This is a genomic window from Thermacetogenium phaeum DSM 12270 (genome assembly GCF_000305935.1).
Classification (GTDB): Bacteria; Bacillota; DSM-12270; order Thermacetogeniales; family Thermacetogeniaceae; genus Thermacetogenium; species Thermacetogenium phaeum.
This window is the reverse complement of sequence record NC_018870.1, coordinates 130814-147651: the sequence shown is the minus strand read 5'-3', so window position 1 is coordinate 147651 and position 16838 is coordinate 130814. Positions and strand designations below refer to the sequence as shown.

At 51.4% G+C, this 16838-nt stretch carries 16 protein-coding genes and 1 riboswitch; of the genes, 5 read left to right on the top strand and 11 right to left on the bottom strand.

Going from position 1 to position 16838, the window contains the following annotated elements:
• Positions 1–23 precede the first annotated feature (23 nt).
• The 3 genes from mobA to TPH_RS00760 all read right to left on the bottom strand — a co-directional run bounded on the left by mobA (position 24) and on the right by TPH_RS00760 (position 2319).
• Positions 24–641, bottom strand: a complete 618-nt coding sequence (gene mobA, locus TPH_RS00770) for a molybdenum cofactor guanylyltransferase (RefSeq protein WP_015049316.1) — start codon at positions 639–641, stop codon at positions 24–26.
• Positions 642–776: 135 nt separating this feature from the next.
• A riboswitch (molybdenum cofactor riboswitch) is annotated at positions 777–910 on the bottom strand.
• A gap of 472 nt (positions 911–1382) precedes the next feature.
• A complete protein-coding gene (locus TPH_RS00765; protein ID WP_015049315.1) occupies positions 1383–1787 on the bottom strand; it encodes a pyridoxamine 5'-phosphate oxidase family protein in 405 nt (134 codons plus the stop codon).
• A 208-nt stretch (positions 1788–1995) separates the two neighbouring features.
• Positions 1996–2319: a hypothetical protein gene (locus TPH_RS00760; RefSeq protein ID WP_028991198.1), complete on the bottom strand. Its 324-nt coding sequence runs from the start codon at positions 2317–2319 to the stop codon at positions 1996–1998.
• On the opposite strand from TPH_RS00760, the gene TPH_RS00755 reads away from it, so the two are divergent.
• Positions 2277–3593: an IS1634 family transposase gene (locus TPH_RS00755; RefSeq protein ID WP_330216586.1), complete on the top strand. Its 1317-nt coding sequence runs from the start codon at positions 2277–2279 to the stop codon at positions 3591–3593. The two genes, TPH_RS00760 and TPH_RS00755, sit on opposite strands and share 43 nt — an antisense overlap.
• Positions 3594–4177: 584 nt before the next feature.
• Here the strand turns inward: TPH_RS00755 and TPH_RS00750 are convergent.
• The 4 genes from TPH_RS00750 to TPH_RS00735 all read right to left on the bottom strand — a co-directional run bounded on the left by TPH_RS00750 (position 4178) and on the right by TPH_RS00735 (position 9841).
• A complete protein-coding gene (locus tag TPH_RS00750; RefSeq protein ID WP_015049313.1) occupies positions 4178–5359 on the bottom strand; it encodes an MFS transporter in 1182 nt (393 codons plus the stop codon).
• 154 nt (positions 5360–5513) lie between these two features.
• Positions 5514–6326 (bottom strand): 4Fe-4S dicluster domain-containing protein, encoded by an 813-nt coding sequence (locus tag TPH_RS00745; RefSeq protein WP_015049312.1) that lies wholly within the window; start codon positions 6324–6326, stop codon positions 5514–5516.
• A complete protein-coding gene (locus TPH_RS00740) occupies positions 6326–8923 on the bottom strand; it encodes a molybdopterin-dependent oxidoreductase (protein WP_015049311.1) in 2598 nt (865 codons plus the stop codon). Before TPH_RS00740 ends, TPH_RS00745 begins: the two co-directional genes overlap by 1 nt.
• Before the next feature lie 339 nt (positions 8924–9262).
• Positions 9263–9841, bottom strand: coding sequence for a DUF1670 domain-containing protein (locus TPH_RS00735; protein WP_201764469.1), 579 nt, complete (start codon positions 9839–9841; stop codon positions 9263–9265).
• Between the two features lie 225 nt (positions 9842–10066).
• Between TPH_RS00735 and TPH_RS15820 the strand changes: the two genes are divergently transcribed.
• The 3 genes from TPH_RS15820 to TPH_RS15810 all read left to right on the top strand — a co-directional run bounded on the left by TPH_RS15820 (position 10067) and on the right by TPH_RS15810 (position 11776).
• The gene (locus TPH_RS15820; protein WP_015049309.1) at positions 10067–10762 is read left to right on the top strand and encodes an IS1634 family transposase; all 696 of its coding nucleotides are present in this window, start codon (positions 10067–10069) and stop codon (positions 10760–10762) included.
• 196 nt (positions 10763–10958) lie between these two features.
• Positions 10959–11264, top strand: a complete 306-nt coding sequence (locus TPH_RS15815) for a hypothetical protein (RefSeq protein WP_015049308.1) — start codon at positions 10959–10961, stop codon at positions 11262–11264.
• Positions 11261–11776 carry a hypothetical protein gene (locus TPH_RS15810; RefSeq protein WP_015049307.1) on the top strand — a complete coding sequence of 172 codons (516 nt, stop codon included), beginning with the start codon at positions 11261–11263 and terminating at the stop codon, positions 11774–11776. The genes TPH_RS15815 and TPH_RS15810 overlap by 4 nt, the downstream gene beginning before the upstream one ends.
• Here the strand turns inward: TPH_RS15810 and TPH_RS00715 are convergent.
• The 4 genes from TPH_RS00715 to TPH_RS00700 form a co-directional block, all read right to left on the bottom strand.
• The gene (locus TPH_RS00715; protein WP_015049306.1) at positions 11746–12936 is read right to left on the bottom strand and encodes a DUF1670 domain-containing protein; all 1191 of its coding nucleotides are present in this window, start codon (positions 12934–12936) and stop codon (positions 11746–11748) included. The two genes, TPH_RS15810 and TPH_RS00715, sit on opposite strands and share 31 nt — an antisense overlap.
• Entirely contained in the window at positions 12933–13955 is a 1023-nt protein-coding gene (locus TPH_RS00710; protein ID WP_015049305.1) for a DUF1670 domain-containing protein, read from the bottom strand. Before TPH_RS00710 ends, TPH_RS00715 begins: the two co-directional genes overlap by 4 nt.
• 41 nt (positions 13956–13996) lie before the next feature.
• A complete protein-coding gene (locus tag TPH_RS00705) occupies positions 13997–14524 on the bottom strand; it encodes a hypothetical protein (protein ID WP_015049304.1) in 528 nt (175 codons plus the stop codon).
• A gap of 151 nt (positions 14525–14675) precedes the next feature.
• On the bottom strand, positions 14676–16346 hold the full coding sequence (locus TPH_RS00700; protein ID WP_081578547.1) for an IS1634 family transposase: 1671 nt from the start codon (positions 16344–16346) through the stop codon (positions 14676–14678).
• A 135-nt stretch (positions 16347–16481) separates the two neighbouring features.
• Here TPH_RS00700 and TPH_RS14975 point away from each other — a divergent pair, with 135 nt between their 5' ends.
• On the top strand, positions 16482–16673 hold the full coding sequence (locus tag TPH_RS14975; RefSeq protein ID WP_148275801.1) for a hypothetical protein: 192 nt from the start codon (positions 16482–16484) through the stop codon (positions 16671–16673).
• Positions 16674–16838: the final 165 nt, after the last annotated feature.

Genomic DNA, 16838 nt, shown 5'->3' with positions numbered 1-16838 from the left:
CGCCTAACCCTCCTGATTATTATTCAACATTTTCGGTTATCTTCCAGAGATCCATCCGTATTCTGCCGCATCATGAGCGACCAGTAATCCTCGGGGGTATTCAAATTGTAGAACAACTCCTCGGGGTTGCCGATTCTTTCGATCTCATCCCTCCCCACCGTTAAAACGCGGACCTGAGGGTAGAACATAATTACTGTTCTCAATCCAGCCTTCAAGCAGTTTTCAATAGGTTCGATACAGCCTTTTGAATAAACCGCGCAAAGAGGTTCACCATAACCATCTATTTGAGGAACAACCACATCGTAACCGGGGCAGATTTCTAAAAGATATTTCGCCAGTTCTGCCTTAAACAGGGGCATATCACAGCCGATAACGAAAGCGTATTGGTGTTTGACCCGCTTCAGCCCGGCGTGGATCCCGGCCAGCGGCCCCATACCGGGGTAAAGGTCCGGAACCTCAACGACCCCGGGAATGCTGTATTTAGAGGTGTTGTTGCTGGCTATAACGATTTCATTCACGACCTTCCGCAGCTCATTCACAGTCCGCTCTATCAGCGTTTGCCGTTCGTACACCATGAGAGACTTGTCCGTGCCCATACGCGAACTGCAGCCGCCGGCCAGGATTATCCCGCTTGCTTCCATTTGACAGCTCCTCTCAGCTCAACTACCCATTAGAATCCGTTAGAATACCGGCCAAGTCACCGGACGCATCTTTTATCCCTCAGAGCAATAAAAAATGTGCGCCTGTATGGAGGTAGAAAAATATGCAGGAGCACATTTAAAACCTATTTTTCTACTTTCCATAACAGGGAGGCTGCAAGATTTCTCCTACAACCCTGTGGGGTCTTAAGCCCCAGGCCTCGCCCCCATAGCACTGCCTTAGGAAAGCGGGCTCGTAGAAAATATCCTATTCAATTTTCAGTACTTTCATATGTTTGCGCAAAAAACTTATCGCAAGATCTATGCCAAAAAACAGCCATCTCAAAAAGTGCTTATTTATCGGATTTTTTAAATTCCTTTTGCAGGTTTCCATCCAACACGGTCTCAAAATGGTATTCTAAAGTTTCAAATTTGTAGAGGAAGCAGTTACGATATAATGGACCCAAGATTTTAGACCCCATCTTCCGCACCCTACCATATCATTAGGAAATATTTTTAAAATATAGATTTCTTAATCCTAATAACCAGTTATTGACATGCAGAGAGAGCGGGCTACACCATTGATTTACTGCAAGATAAGATAGCCAACCGGCCAAAAGGTTGAAAAAAAACAGGGCGCTCATGAAATTCGGTTCAAGCGTCCCGTTTCAAAATAAAATAGTCCTGATATTCATCCATCTGTTTCCAGCAGCGAACCATACCCGTCAGGTGGCCCGGCTTGCGTCACGCCATCTCCTTGCCTGCCTCAGCGCCCGGGGTGAGATTGTAAATCTGCAATACGTCAACGATCAGCGCTGCTTTGGGAGTTAGCTGCGGCATCGTCGATTTTACAATCTGGACTCCTTCATCAAAAATCTCACCGGATGTCTCAAAGTGCGCTGTCCCTTTAAACTGGTAGCCTTTGAGCGTTTCCATGTCCCATACGGCAACTGCCACATTGGGGTTAGCTTCAATATTTGCCCTGGTCTTCTTCATAAAAACATCCACCAGCAAAATCTGACTTTCAGAGATCAATTTACCAAAAGCGACGGCAACAACATTCGGTATTCCATCTTTGGTTGCAGTTGCCAGTGCCCATCCCCTGGTTTTAGATGCTACTTCTTTTATTTCCTCGGTAATTTTAGGCATTCGAAATCACCCCCTTGTAGTATAAGTAACAGGTTAACGCTGTTCGCGTCACTCTTTTTAGTTGTTCGACCAGGTTCAAAGCAAAATCCATGCCAGACAGACAACATCTCAAAAGGTTGAGAAAAACAGAGCTCATGAAACCCGGCTTTAAGCATCCCGTTTCAAAATAAAAATACAGTATCAGAATGGGTAAAGTTAAAGGTCTCCGTTACCTGTACAAACTGGCCGTAAAGGCATGTCGGGCATCCGGAGCAATAAATCCAGTAGGGCAGATACGCCGGCATGCTCTGCAGCGCCCACAACCAACTTCCTCGCTGCCTCCTGGAACCAGCCCTACCCGCAGGTTTTTCCCTCTCCCCAAAAAAGTAAGGCGGCTCTTACCAATTTTCTCGCAAATCCTAACGCAGAGCCCGCACAGGATACATCCCGCTCCAAGAGGGCTGTCCTGACCCTCGGTGGTAACCCCCGAACTGCCGGGCTTCCGGATCGATTCTTCATCCGCTGCCCCTTCTCGTACCAGAGCAATCAACATTTCCTCTACTTCTTTCCTGGGGAACGGTCCGCGATGCAAAAGCAGCCGAGCCGCCCAAGAAGCGGCAGTACAAAACCCCGGTAGAAAGAGCCATCTTTGCCATGGCAGCGAACCGCGCCCTTGACCCCATGTCCAAGCGCGGAGTGGAAGAATGGGTGAAAGAGGACGTGGTGATCCCGGGCGTAGAGGAAATACCCCTGCAGCAGCTCTACCGGGCGATGAACTTTCTTCTGGAGAACGAAGCCGAACTGCAGAAGCAGGTTTATTACTCCGTGGCCAACCTGCTCAACCTGGAAGTAGACATCCTTTACTTCGACACCACCTCCACCTACTTTGAGATCGAGGACGAAGATGGGGATGGTGGACTGCGGCGCCGGGGGCACTCCAAGGACCACCGACCGGACCTGCCGCAGGCCGTGATCGGCCTGGCCGTCACCAGGGACGGCATCCCGGTGCGCTGCTGGGTATGGCCGGGCAACACCGCCGACATCTCTGTGGTCGAACAGGTAAAGAAGGACCTCATAGGCTGGAAGCTGGGCCGGGTCATCACCGTGCTGGACCGGGGGTTCAACTCCGAAGACAACCTGCGCTGTCTGCAGCGGGCGGGCGGCCACTACATAGCCGGGGAGAAGCTGCGCAGCGGCAAGGAAAATACCGTGCAAGCCTTAAAGCGGGGAGGCCGCTACCAGACGGTGCGGGACAACCTGGAAGTCAAGGAGATCGTCGTCGGAAACGGCGAGGCCAGGGAGCGCTACATCCTGGTGCGCAACCCCGAAGAGGCTGCCCGGGACAAAGCCAGGCGGGAAAAAATTATCAAGGAACTGGAGGAACAGCTTCCCCTTATCAAAACCCATGCCAAAGCAGTCTGCGAACTCATGGCCCACCCGGTCTACGGCCGCTACCTGAAGGTGGACTCCCGCAGCCTGCCGAAGATCGACCGGGCCAAGATCAGGGAAGAAGAAAAACTCGACGGCAAATACCTGCTGCGCACCTCGGACGACACCCTCTCCGCCGAAGATGTCGCCCTGGGCTACAAACAGCTGCTGCTGGTGGAAGACGCCTTTCGTACCCTTAAGTCCCGGTTGGAGCTGCGCCCGGTCTACCACCGCCTGGAAGACCGCATCCGCGCCCATGTGCTCCTCTGCTGGCTAACTGTCGAACTCCGGTCTGATAGAAACAACAAAGGCAGTAAAGGATGCAATCACATTTCAGTTGGAAACAGGTGGGTATACTGTAGGCAGAGAGAGCTCTGGGGGCACTTTAATCCTTTATAATGGCTTCTAGTGCCCCCAGAAACTAGCCACACCATACTTTATTTACTTTTTATCATCGGTTTTTCCTTTATTATCAGTTTTCTTCTGTGTTATTTCAGCTCCACACTTGCTACACTTTTTATCCCCCTCATTAGTTAAGAATCCGCATTTAGGACACCTAACTCTCTTTTTTACTTGTGGTGGCCGAAAGCACATAAGCAATCGCTCCTTTCCATTTGTGCTGTATTGATCTTATTGAATTTGTTTCTAAAAATCTTATTCATCTTTTTATTTCTTTTTACTCCATCATATTATTACATCATATTTTACATCATCCCTTCTCACTTTCATGAAAAGGCAATCGTGCAGCATATAAAACCTTTCTGAAATAAACCATTGATGACGCAAAAGGATTCAAAACACAATGAAGCGCCATCAGCAAACCCCAATTAAACTTGAATTATGACACATTCCAATCCTTAACTTATACATTGATGAACACTGGCAGTGGAAAATTGATAAATGCATGAAACAAAAGAACTCATTTTCCCACTGCCAGGTAATTTAAGGAGAAGCTATTTAAAAATATCTATCCAAAAAAATTATTATGCAGACGCTCCAGCTCTAATCCTCATTAACAAAGCAGCCACTATTGCCACCGCACACCCTATAACTACCGGATAAGTCCCCATAACCCATGCTCCACCAGCTGCAGCTTTGGCAATTACCGGCGGCCCCACGAGCATACCAAAGTTCTGACCTATACTTACTACTCCTAAAGCCACCCCAGCCAGTTCAGGGCGCGGAGCTGTCTCAGGTGCCAATGTAAAGGTGCTGCTAGGAACGAAGCTCGAAATTAAGCCAATACCAATCATGTAGGGAACAACAATAAAAGTATCTAACTTAAAGCACCAAATAAGCACAACAGTGACCGCAGCCAAAGCTATTGTTAAAACTGCCTTACGGTTCCTCGTGCGATCGAGCACCCAACCGGCAAATATCCCCCCAGGTATAAGCACAAGGGAAGGCAAACTAGCATAGAAATTGGCCGCTGCTGTCCCTACTCCTGGGAATTCACTCAGGTAAGACGGCGCCCAGGTGCTATATCCGATTAAAGCGAAGTTAAAACCACAGAAGGCAAGTGCCAACAGCCAAGTATTAAGGCTTAACAGCCCTTCACCCATCGAAACAGGCGCCCCTTTCTGTTTCTCTTCTCCGGCTGCCCCTTTATCAGGCACATCAACTACCGCTGCGTACGCTACAAATGCAACTAAGGCTACTGCGGTCCCTAACCACCAGATTCCCTGCCAGCCAAAAGATTTTTGTATTGCATCGGCTATGTTATACATAACAAAAGTTGCCACCGGCACCCAAGATGACCAGATGCCCATCGGCAGCCCTCTTTCTTGAGGCTCAAACCACATACTGATGACCGCCGGGGCCACGACTGCAATCAGAGCCAATCCTATACCCTCAATAATCCTTCCGACCAACAGCACACCTGCTCCCTGAGCTAAAGCACCTATGACAGAACCTACGATGGTGCACCCCAGAGCTACAAGTCCGCTCGCTTTGGGGCCAACTCGACCTAAAAGGAAAGCAGCGGGAAGCGCAAACATTACACCCGCCACAGAAAAAACAGACATCAGCCAACCGCCAGTTGCCATGCTCACTTGTAAGCTATCGAGCAATACCTGCATAACCGGGGGGACTTTAAACTGGTTCAAAGCTATGGCCACCCCGGCGAGGTAAGCGACCCACATTACTGCCCAGGCCTTTCTTTTCACAATAACACCCCCTGTCGAATCTTCCGCAAATTCTATCCGAGTTATAAAAACTGCTGGTGGCAGAAGCCGCAGCTGCTGCCACCAGCACATGCAGCATAAGCAGCCTTTATTTAAGTACCATAACAGTTTTATATCAATGGTTACGTAGCAAATTCTACTCCCGCTCAAGGGATAGACTGCCGAGGTTAACGCTTTTATCCACGGCGATATCGCTGATTTGGATGGGTTTATATCCGCTCATCTTAATGTCCAGTGAATACTGGCCGGATTTTAAGCGCTTGAACCAAAAGTCCCCAAAGTCATCAGATTTCGTCGTCCAACTCTCCCCAGTCTGTTTGTTATTAAGGGTTATCTCTGCGCCTTCAATTATTTCATCGCTTACTGGATCATACACATCACCCGCCACAAAGAAGCCCGGTAGGTTAAGATAATATACTCTTGGTCTCAGTCCCAGTTCAGGCTGCATAACCTCAGCTTTAGCAATTAGATCGGCCAGTTCCTCTTCTTCTCCGAACTTAATCGCCTCATGTGCACATGCATCTACACAGCGCGGCACTTCTCCTTCATCTACTAAATGCGCACAACCAGTGCATTTCTGTGGAATGTTTAATTCCTCGTTCCAATATATCGCACCATATGGGCAGGCCTCTACCAGTTGCTTTTGCCCTTTCGCTTTTTCAGGATCAATAATTACTAAGCCATCTTTTCTCCTATATACAGCTCCATCCTTAGCAGCTTTTATACAGCTGGCATCGTCACAATGCATGCAGAGCGTCGGGCGATATTCCACTTTAACTTTAGGTATGCTACCGTGCTCCGTTTCCTTTATTTTCATCCAAAAGTGTCCTGTCTGCGGCTGAGGTTTAGCATATGGTGTCCAGTCTTTACCTACATGTTCATTTTTACACGCCAGTTGGCAAGAATAACAACCGGAACACTTAGCAACATCAATGACAAAAACTTTCATTACTCATCACCCCCAATAATCCATGCAGCCTGATCTACACCATATCTGGCATCATACGGGCGATTGAATACCTCCGGATACTGTTTCTTGAGAGCTTCCACGTCAACTTTTTCTACACCTACAAGATAGCCACTTGTAACTTCTCCGGCACAGTTTTTAGAGGTTGTATTTGTAGGGCAAATCAAGTTATTCGAGCCGCTGCGGTCGCTTTCTCCAGGCACAATCAAATCCAATCTTGCACCGTGATCCTGATAAACTACTCCCGGCATTATGCGCTCCGTAACGTATGCCCCACCGAGTACCCAACCACGATCGTTGTATATTTTCACTACATCTCCGGTTTTAACCCCTAAAGCCTTTGCATCCACAGGATTAATCCAAAGCGGTTCATATAAATACCCATCCGGTCCCTTAACTTTGCAGGTGGGGATTTCCCTCAGCCAAGGAACGTCGTCTAACTGGGCATGCACCCGCCAGCGAGGGTGATTGGAAACGATAAGGAACGGATATTTCTCAGACCGCGGATGCTGCAGACTCTCCTGATGGCTTTCCCCATAAGGTATCCAATGCGGTACCGGCGGACGCTCTTTATCATCTGGGAAGTGTTCTGCCAGCCCCGTTGCATAAAACTCAATCTTTCCAGTTGGCGTGTCGAGTGGTTTATTTTCTGGATCCTTGTAGAACGGACTAAAGCCTGGTTCGTCATTTTCCCAATCTTCTGCAGGAGGAATGATATAGTACCCTTTTTCAAGCCACTCCTCGTAACTTATTCTGTCGCTTATGCCTGATTTCTCGAACCCGGTCTTGATCCATTCTTTTACGGTCTTACTTTGAGTATACTGCTCATATAGCCCCAGTTTCTTGGCGACTTCTGCTACGGCTTCATAATCGCTCTTAGATTCGCCAAGCGGCTCAACGCACTGTCCTTCATACAGTACCAGGTTGTAGTTGCCGTTTAATATATCAACACTGATGTCTTCTTCCTCAAACTTGGTGTTAATAGGCAGTATAATGTCAGCAAACAGGCAGTCATTCTCAAACCAAGGATGCTGTACTACCACACACTCAATTTTCGGGCTGCGCAGGGCTTCTATCCACTTATTGCCACCGTTCCAGCAAACGGTCCAGCATGGGGTGTCACTCCAAATCATATGAACTTCTGAACAGCCAACCTCAGGATATCTGTATTCATTAAACTGGTCTTCCTTAGGCATCCCTGCCAGCGTTACGCCATACCAACTAATCGGTTCATCACTCAGGATAGCTTTGGGGATGAGCGTCTTAGGTATGAATTGCCCCTTCTCGGGAGGTTCTAAAACGGCACCGCGATATGCACCCTCGACGCTAGGCAGAACTTCACTGCGAGGCAGTGGGTTCTGATCGTGCAAGCCAAATAGCTGCCACTCGAAGAACTTGAGCTGGCCGGTGCCTGGCTTGCCCAGCCCCTGCATAGCAAGAAGCAGTACCTCGAGGCGCCCTGGCTCTGTAGAGTAACAGGATCTTATATATGATCCACCATTGCAGTGAGCTATAGTTACAGCTTCTTTCGCCCATTTTCTTGCCAAAGCCTTTATGATCCTCGCCGGCACTCCGCAAAGCTTTTCTGCCCACTTCGGCGTCTTAGCAACGCCGTCCTCCTCACCGAGGACATACTTCTTAAACTCCTCAAATCCGTAGGTATGGGTAGCAACGTACTCCTTATCATAAATATCTTCGGTTATCCAAGTATAGGCAATTGCTAATTGCAACGCCGCATCAGTGTTGGGCAGAACGGGGATCCACTTATCAGCATGCACGGCTGCTGCATAGTTGAGATCAGGACAGATGGATATTATTTTGATGCCTAATTCCCTAAACCAGAAGCACAACCGACTTGCCGACATCCCTCCCCAACCTAACGGAGTTGTTTCTGGATCACAGCCCCAGAAAAGCATCATAGTTGTATGCTCAGAAATATCTTTTATTAAATTAGCCTGTCTTCCTTGGCCTACTGGATCCTGTCCCCAAGCATGCTTGGCTCCCCAATACCAGCCCTCCCAGCTGTCTGGCTGGCGAGCCTGCACAGTGCAGCCTCCAAGTAGATTCATCAAAGCCAAATGGCAACCATGAGGCCCGTGTACCGCTTTAGTCTCTCCATGACCATCTCCTTGCACCAAAACCGCAGTCGGGCCATACTTTTCACATACTCGCTTTATCTCTTTAGCTATCAGTTCAGCGGCCTCATCCCAACTTATCCGCACAAACTTACTCTTCCCACGGTTTTGTGGGTTGCGCTCACCGTCCGGATCCCAGTCCACCCTCTTCAAGGGATAAAGAATGCGATTGGGAGAATACACTCTGTTTTCATAGACATAAGAAAAAGGACCCAGCGGAGTCTTCTTGCACGGCTCAAATGTTTTCCCCCGAGCTGTAATCTTCCATTTTCTTATTTTTCCAGTATCGTATTTACTATCGTAACGCAACGGACGAATACGAAGAATCTTTCCATCCTTTACCTCAACTTCTGCCGCTTCGGAACCTATTCCAAAGGAACAAAAGCCTGTACTTTTATAATACTTCTTTACGTTACTTTGAGAGCTACGCTCCTTATCAGACATCGTACCCCTCCTCATATTCACAGGAATTTTGCGTAATTTTCTACATTCTTAACAAAACAAAAACGATAGCGTTTCTTTTCGCTAATTCCACCTCCACTCTTATCCTTAATGCCTCACTAATAATGTTGAATACGCAAAATCTATGCCAATCTCGTATTGGTTTCTCATAAGTCTTAAATAACCTTTAACCTCAATGAAACCATGGTTTTTCTAGTGAAAAATAAGAATAAATCACACTAAACAGACGTCCCAAAATAGGCCTAAAAATCTCAAAAAAAAACTTACAAATTATCAGATGTGGTCAGGATGTCGAACACTGGATTGTCAAGATATGATGGATTAAATTTTCACCCCCTTGGAAGCTAGATATTCCTTGATCTCCTGATGATCCCGGTAGTGTTCCCGGACCAGTTTCAGATGCTCATTTATCAAAGAGATCCACCTTTTCAAGAGGCGTGCCATAAGCTCAGGTGGAACACCGAACAAATACAAAATCAGGACTGCTTCGAAGGTTCCGATGTAGTTATCCACCGCCCGTGGTGAGTGATGAGTCATCCGGGCAATGTCTTTAACCGTGTAGCCCTGTAGATGCAGGCTGACGATCACATCCTTGTGTGTCATACTTCTCCCGGCATCAAGGATAGTCCCCGGGGTGGGCACTACCAGGTTATGTTCCCGCTGCACGCTGCGAATCAATTCCGAGATGCGGGCAGAACTTAACTGGAAGATCCACTGCAACTCCATCAGAGTCAAGAGGCCGTTCTGGCGGTAGGCCTCGAAGCAGACCCGCACGATACGCCTCTTAAGTTGCTCCAGGAATCCCGGCACGGTATCCGGCTGCTGCTCAAGCTCCTCGGGCTTCCAGACGGTGATAATCACCGGCGTCAACTGCCTGAAGCGGGTACTGATATCTTCCAAGAGGCGGGCGCTGACATGGGTCACGATGACCGGAGTCCGACACTACCAAGGCATTCAGAGCGAAATTTTTGAAGAGCGATCCTTTAACCCGCTCTCCGCATGTCAATAACTGGTTATTGGGATTAAAAATCTTTAGGTAAAAGCTAAAATTTTTTAAGGAAGAAGGAGGGGTTTTAAGATAAAGCGCGAATTTACCTCTAGATACAAATACTGGAGGTAAACAGGATGTCGAATAACCCATATGTTATGCCTGATATCACAGCAGTCAGTCCGGGAGCCGTTCCGGTGATCACCATGCTCTGCCGCACAGCGAAGATCGGCGAAATCATCAACCAGATGGTCCAGTGGAACGAGAACAACTCCAAAATCACGCCGGGTTTGCCCATCGAAAGCCTGATCGTCTGCATCATCTGCGGCCGCAAACCGCTCTGGAAGGTGGAAGAGTTTTGGGCGAAACAGGACCTGAAGCTGCTTTTTGACGGGACAGACATTACTTTAGACCAACTCAATGATGACGCCTACGGGCGTGCCCTGGACAAACTATCCGAAGTAAAGATGGAAGAACTGGTCAGCCGCTGCTCCCTGGTCATGCTTGCAGCCCATGACCTGAAGATCTCAACCGTCCATTTCGACACCACCTCCAAATCAGTCCAGGGTGTTTATGAAAACGGCGCCTTTGGCGACTTCCTGATCACCTACGGCCACAGCAAAGACCGGCGCCCTGACCTTAAACAGTTCAAGATCGGGGCCGCAGTCCAGGAAGACGGCCAGCCTGTCATGGGCCAGATCCTCTCAGGCAACAAATCGGATAAAGAATGGAACCCGGAAGCAGCGCTTAAAGTTTTGAGTTCTTCGATAAAAAGGGATTCAAAGATGTCGTCTTTGTCTCCGACTGCGCCATCGTATCAACAGATTCCTTAAGTAAGCTGGCCGGGAAACACATCCAGTTCATCTCCCGGCTCCCGGAAACCTTCACCCTTGCCCAGGAACTCAAAGACCTGGCTTGGCAAACCGATAACTGGAATGAGATTGGTCCCTTAAGCGATGCCGGGAAAGCAGCAAACTACAAAACCTTGATCCTAAGCGCCGGGAGCTTGACGGCAAGAAATATGACTTTGTGGTGGTGCACTCCTCGGTACTGGAGGTGAAGAAGGAAAAAACACTGAAAAAGCGCATTGCCAAACAAAAAGAAGAACTGGAAAAGTCTGCAAAAGAACTGGCCCGGCAAAGGTTTGCCTGTATACCCGATGCCGAAAGAGCCCTCAAAAGTCTGCAGGAAAAGGCCGAAGCAATGGGGTTTGCAACTCAGGACGAAATAAAACTTGAAGAAAACGTTCCTATTCCGGCAAGGGCCGCCCCCCGAAGGGGGAACAACCGGAAGTCTCTGTTGCTTACCGGTGTCAATGCCAAATTGGAGAGATGAAACAGGAGTGTTATGAGCATCTCCGCCAAAAAGAGTCAACCTTTGTCCTGATTGCCAATGTCAGGGATAAGCAAAATTGGGATGACCGCAGGATTCTCCAGGAATACAAAAACCAGACTTCGATAGAGAGTAAGTTCCGGTTCTTTAAGAGCCCGGTCTACCTCGGCCCATGTCTACCTGGAAAAACCAACCGTGTTCAGGCTCTCGGTTATGTTTTTATCCTGGTGCTTCTAATTGCTTCCTATCTGGAGTACCGGGTGCGCAAAAGTTTGAAAAAGAACAACCAATACGTGCTGCTGCCGGGCAAGAAGAAAACCGACCGGCCTTCAACCTTGTCAACCGCTATTTGGTATATTAGCAGGCAATTTTACACCTCCTTTACGCAGGTGATCGCGCATGGTGTTAACATCCTTGAGGAGTGTAGCGATAAGATCCAGGTATTCGTCGATCAAGGACTCACCGCGGCCGAGGACGCTGGCCATCAGTTTGGGGGAAAGCCCGTAAAGGTATAGAATAAGAACCGAGTCAAAGGTCTTAAGGAAGCGTCAACGGACCTGGGGTTATGGCAGGTCTGTCGGGCGATCTCCAAGACGGATAAACCTTGAAGGTGGAGGCGAACTACCATGTCCTTGTGGGTGAGCATGCGACCCATGTCCAGTACTGTACCGGGACAGGGCAGGATGACATGGTGCCGCCGTTGGTAGTAATCTACAGTCCGGGAAACCGTACCTGTTGAGGCCAGGAAGATCCACTGCAGTACCGCAAAGGATAACAGCCCATCCTGGCGGTATGCTTCGGTCAGAACCCGGGCTATGCGCTGCCCGTGGAATTCGAGGAACTCCTCATAGGAGCCGGGTGGACTGTATCGCAGGACACGAGCCTCATCGCCGGCCAAGATGCTTATCACCACAGGGGCCATGGGCTGATAGCGGGTTGGCTGCCAGAGCGTCCGGCCGGAGCTTACATGCATTGCCGCCAGGGGCATCTGGCCTGTGGCCAGCATGGAGGCCCGGGGGCAAAACCTTGCCCTGAAGGCCATAAGGTCCAAGATGAGGGGTTCCTGCACTGCAGGGGGGATTCCAGCCTGGGTTCCCAGAAAGTGGGCCAGTTGTCTGAAAGTTTCCGGCAAGTGCCCCGGACGGGGTGGGCCACTGTTCAGCCGGAGGCGGCCTCGGGCGGCATCCAGCTCTGTCAGAGGTTTGCCGTCACTTAGGTTTGTACCCCAGGGGCGCTGCCGGCGCGGACCGTGGAGAGGACTGGGGGCCGTTCCCGGGGGTACCCGGCCTTGCCAGATGGAGCGCAGGAAACGGGTTACCGACGCAGGGGAAGCTTCCGGGAACAGTTCCCGGTATTTCGCCGCGCAGCGGTCAAGGATATCACGGCGTACCACGTCCCACCGTTCACCGGCCACAACGCGGGAGACGTCTTCCGGGGTACGAAGAGGCAAGATAAGCAGGCCTCGCCAGGTTCTTAGCAACAACTCCCCCGGCCGTACCCTGAGAACCTGACGGCGTTTCTCTTCGGCATCCAGGACCTGGTTGGTATGCTTGACGATGGCCTGGGCCAGCCGGGAGTCCCGGGAAAAGTCGTAGTGTTCTGCCAGGTGGCGGACCTGGGCGTTTTCCAGGGTGTGCGCCAGCAAGGGGCCGAAGACACCTTCCTGCCAGTTCACAGTCCGGCACCCCCGGTAGGGGAACGGAAAAGCCGCCCCTTTTTTTGCCCCGGCGTCTCGTCCCGGGCAAACACGTTTCGCAATTGAGCCAGGCGGAAGTAGTAGTCGGGCTGGTTATAGCGGCGGTAAAGGTCGAGGTACGCTTGTACCAGGGCCATAGACCGTCCCGTTACGCGCCGGATCATCACCGGTTTCAGCCCCTGGTCGGCCAGGGTGACCACCCGAGCAAACTCCTTCAGGTAAGCCTCTACGCTCTCGTAGGTGTGATCGGTACGCTCGACGATTTCCGTCTCTGTGTGCATCTCGAGGTACAGTTCCACGATCTTGGTCTTGTGGGTAACTCCCCGGCCAATGTCCTTGACCCTTCCCCGGGTGGGCACGACCACCTCGGGATGGGCTAAGAGTTGCCGCCGGATGGCGTCGACGTGGATCCCCATCAGCACCGCCAGGTCAGGCAGGGTCAATAGCGCTCCCTGAGCCCGGGCCTCGGTGGCAAAGCGCAGGATGCGGCCGAACTTCAAACCGGCTACCCGGTGGCGGGAGCCCCCGTAGGGCCCCTCCAAGGCGTCTTCCGTCGTGAAGTACCGGAGGCGCAGTGGGATGTGTTGTGCCTCAGCCAGCTTGGCCCTGGCCCCCTCGTCGGCAGAGATGGCCAGGAAAATTATCTCTCCAGGCGCCAGGGGGCTCTTCCCTATGCGTGCCGCGAATTCTACCAGCCACCGGTGGTAGAGGCGGGCGGCCACGGGCGAGAAGCCATAATGCCGCACCAGTTCGGCTTCGATCTCCGATGGTGGTAGGGTGTTTACTCCTTCGGGTCTACCGTAGCAGGCCTGGAGTTCCCGGAATAACCGGTGCTTGCGGTATTGCCGGGCCATCTGGAGAAACTGGCATACTTCCAGGCAGCTCAATCCGAATTTTTTTGCCAGGTGGGCTTCTCCACTAGGCGTCTCGGCTTCCGTAACCAACTGGGCAAACCGGCGTAAGACAGCCTCCCAGGAGCCTGTCGTGAGGCCTAACACGGCCCGCCAAGGTTCTATACCGCCTTCTTGAAAGTAGGACTTTACAAGCCATGGCTCCAGGGCCAGGTGGTCCTCGTGGGTGGGGGGCCGCCTACGTGAGGCAGCCAGATCCCCAGCTTACGCACGGGTGCCAGGCGGTTACCGAGAGCGGTCGGGGTCAGGTTCGCCCAGGCGGCCAGTTCGGTGAGGCCGGCCCACCCGCCCTGGCGGTGGATCTCGTATAACCAGCGCAAAAGCCGGCGGCGCTGCATGGCAGCGAGCCCAAACTCTTGCCAGACCTCGGTATCCTCCCCCGCATTGACAGCGGTGATGGTAACCTCGCACCGGTGCGATAAGGCATACCTTCGTGATATCGTTGAGGGGACCGAGAGGCGCATCTGCCCGGGTACCACCGGGACGTCCAGGGCGTTTAACCAGTCAATACTGCGGCTGGCCAGAACCTCTGATTCCAGCCTGCTACGGCCGAATTCCTGCTGCAGGGTATGCATGATTATGCCGTGCACGCTTTTCAACTTGACGGACTGCATTTCGTATTCAATTCGTTCTCGGTACCGGCGAAGTCGCCCCATCAGTCCCAACTCCTTTTCTGGATACTATCCAGTTCTTGGGCTTATCATACCATATCACAGCTATCCGGAGTTCGACAGTCCATAGACAAACAGAAGGCCGGAAGCCGTACGGAGCAAGGGTTTCAGGATTGGCGTTTTTAAAGGCGTGTTACTAGGCGTTTTTCTTAGCTGTGGGGTTAATGGAGAAGAGAAGTGGCGGTTCTTTGACGGCTAACGCCTTGAATATTTGCTTCTGAGCAGGGGTGGTTTCGGTCCTCTGCCTTACCTGACCGGCTGTTCCGCTGAACTCTCCCAGATGCATCCTCTGCAGGGTGGCCCTGAGGCTGCACCAGGTTTGCCCCGTCCTGTTCTCGGCAATCCTGATCAGCAAGAGCGCCAGCCAGCAGAGGAGCACATGGGCGCGGATGCGGTCTTCCAGGCGGTGGTAGACCGGGCGCAGCTCCAACCGGGACTTTAGGGTACGAAAGGCGTCTTCCACCAGCAGCAGCTGTTTGTAGCCCAGGGCGACATCTTCGGCGGAGAGGGTGTCGTCCGAGGTGCGCAGCAGGTATTTGCCGTCGAGTTTTTCTTCTTCCCTGATCTTGGCCCGGTCGATCTTCGGCAGGCTGCGGGAGTCCACCTTCAGGTAGCGGCCGTAGACCGGGTGGGCCATGAGTTCGCAGACTGCTTTGGCATGGGTTTTGATAAGGGGAAGCTGTTCCTCCAGTTCCTTGATAATTTTTTCCCGCCTGGCTTTGTCCCGGGCAGCCTCTTCGGGGTTGCGCACCAGGATGTAGCGCTCCCTGGCCTCGCCGTTTCCGACGACGATCTCCTTGACTTCCAGGTTGTCCCGCACCGTCTGGTAGCGGCCTGCCCGCTTTAAGGCTTGCACGGTATTTTCCTTGCCGCTGCGCAGCTTCTCTCCGGCTATGTAGTGGCCGCCCGCCCGCTGCAGACAGCGCAGGTTGTCCTCGGAGTTGAACCCCCGGTCCAGCACGGTGATGACCCGACCCAGCTTCCAGCCTATGAGGTCTTTCTTTACCTGTTCGACCACCGAGATGTCGGCGGTGTTGCCCGGCCACACCCAGCAGCGCACCGGGATGCCGTCCCTGGTGACGGCCAGGCCGATCACGGCCTGCGGCAGGTCCGGCCGGCGGTCCTTGGAGTGCCCCCGGCGCCGCAGTCCACCATCCCCATCTTCGTCCTCGATCTCAAAGTAGGTGGAGGTGGTGTCGAAGTAAAGGATGTCTACTTCCAGGTTGAGCAGGTTGGCCACGGAGTAATAAACCTGCTTCTGCAGTTCGGCTTCGTTCTCCAGAAGAAAGTCCATCGCCCGGTAGAGCTGCTGCAGGGGTATTTCCTCTACGCCCGGGATCACGGCGTCCTCTTTCACCCATTCTTCCACTCCGCGCTTGGACATGGGATCAAGGGCGCGGTTCGCTGCCATGGCAAAGATGGCTCTTTCTACCGGGGTCTTGTACTGCCGCTTCTTGAGCAGGCTTTCAAGTACGCCTTTGATCCCCAGCTCTTCCCAGAGCCTGTCCAGGACCCAGGCTCCTCCCAGTGGGCGGCTGGTGATAAATTTGAGGGGTGCTGCAGTTCTTTCCGCTTCATAACGCAGGGTCTCCTCGGGCCCCAGGAACCGGTTGATGCTCTTTACCAGACGCTTTAATGCCTCCCGGTCGACCTCCTCTTCACGCCCGAAGTTGAAGAGCACTTTGGCCTTGGCGCACCTGGCCTGGGGGTCCCACTGATTATGGGCGAGCTGGATGTAGCGGACGACGGAACCGTCTTTGTTCTTGCGCTGGATGGTTCGGATGTACATGCCCACATTATACCACATGTACCATCCATACAACAAGAGATATAACACAAATCGTGTGCCTATGCTTTTTTCGTTTTTTCTTCAGTCCCAAACTTGCTAACCCTTGATATTAAAGGATCATCCTTCAAAAATTTCGCTCTGAATGCCTCGGTAGTGTCGAACTCCGGTTCAATCAAGACTATTATGGAGATCTTAAGCCTTATCGTGGTGGTTATCGTCAACGGTAAACGCTATTTCCCACGTAATCAAAATGAGCAGGCTTTAAACATGCTGAGGTGGGCCGGATATGATCCTGTGGATGTCTACCTTAAGCCACTGCCCTGGTATCCGGAGCGTGATAAATGAGTTTTAATTGTCGTCGATAAATAATAAGAAATGGAATATTCTGGCACGCGGAATATCGGTAATAAGATAACTAATCTGAACACCACACTTTCAATTTCAAAATCAAAATGTCCAGAATATATCTGGACAATATCGATAAGAAACACAGCTACATCTTTTAACAAT

Coding starts and splice junctions, on each gene's coding strand:
- TPH_RS00745 (WP_015049312.1), bottom strand. CDS start 6,326: ATGAAAGTTTTTGTCATTGATGTTGCTAAGTGTTCCGGTTGTTATTCT.
- TPH_RS00700 (WP_081578547.1), bottom strand. CDS start 16,346: ATGTGGTATAATGTGGGCATGTACATCCGAACCATCCAGCGCAAGAAC.
- mobA (WP_015049316.1), bottom strand. CDS start 641: ATGGAAGCAAGCGGGATAATCCTGGCCGGCGGCTGCAGTTCGCGTATG.
- TPH_RS15820 (WP_015049309.1), top strand. CDS start 10,067: ATGTCGAATAACCCATATGTTATGCCTGATATCACAGCAGTCAGTCCG.
- TPH_RS00765 (WP_015049315.1), bottom strand. CDS start 1,787: ATGCCTAAAATTACCGAGGAAATAAAAGAAGTAGCATCTAAAACCAGG.
- TPH_RS00705 (WP_015049304.1), bottom strand. CDS start 14,524: ATGGGGCGACTTCGCCGGTACCGAGAACGAATTGAATACGAAATGCAG.
- TPH_RS15810 (WP_015049307.1), top strand. CDS start 11,261: ATGAAACAGGAGTGTTATGAGCATCTCCGCCAAAAAGAGTCAACCTTT.
- TPH_RS00740 (WP_015049311.1), bottom strand. CDS start 8,923: ATGTCTGATAAGGAGCGTAGCTCTCAAAGTAACGTAAAGAAGTATTAT.
- TPH_RS00760 (WP_028991198.1), bottom strand. CDS start 2,319: ATGTTGATTGCTCTGGTACGAGAAGGGGCAGCGGATGAAGAATCGATC.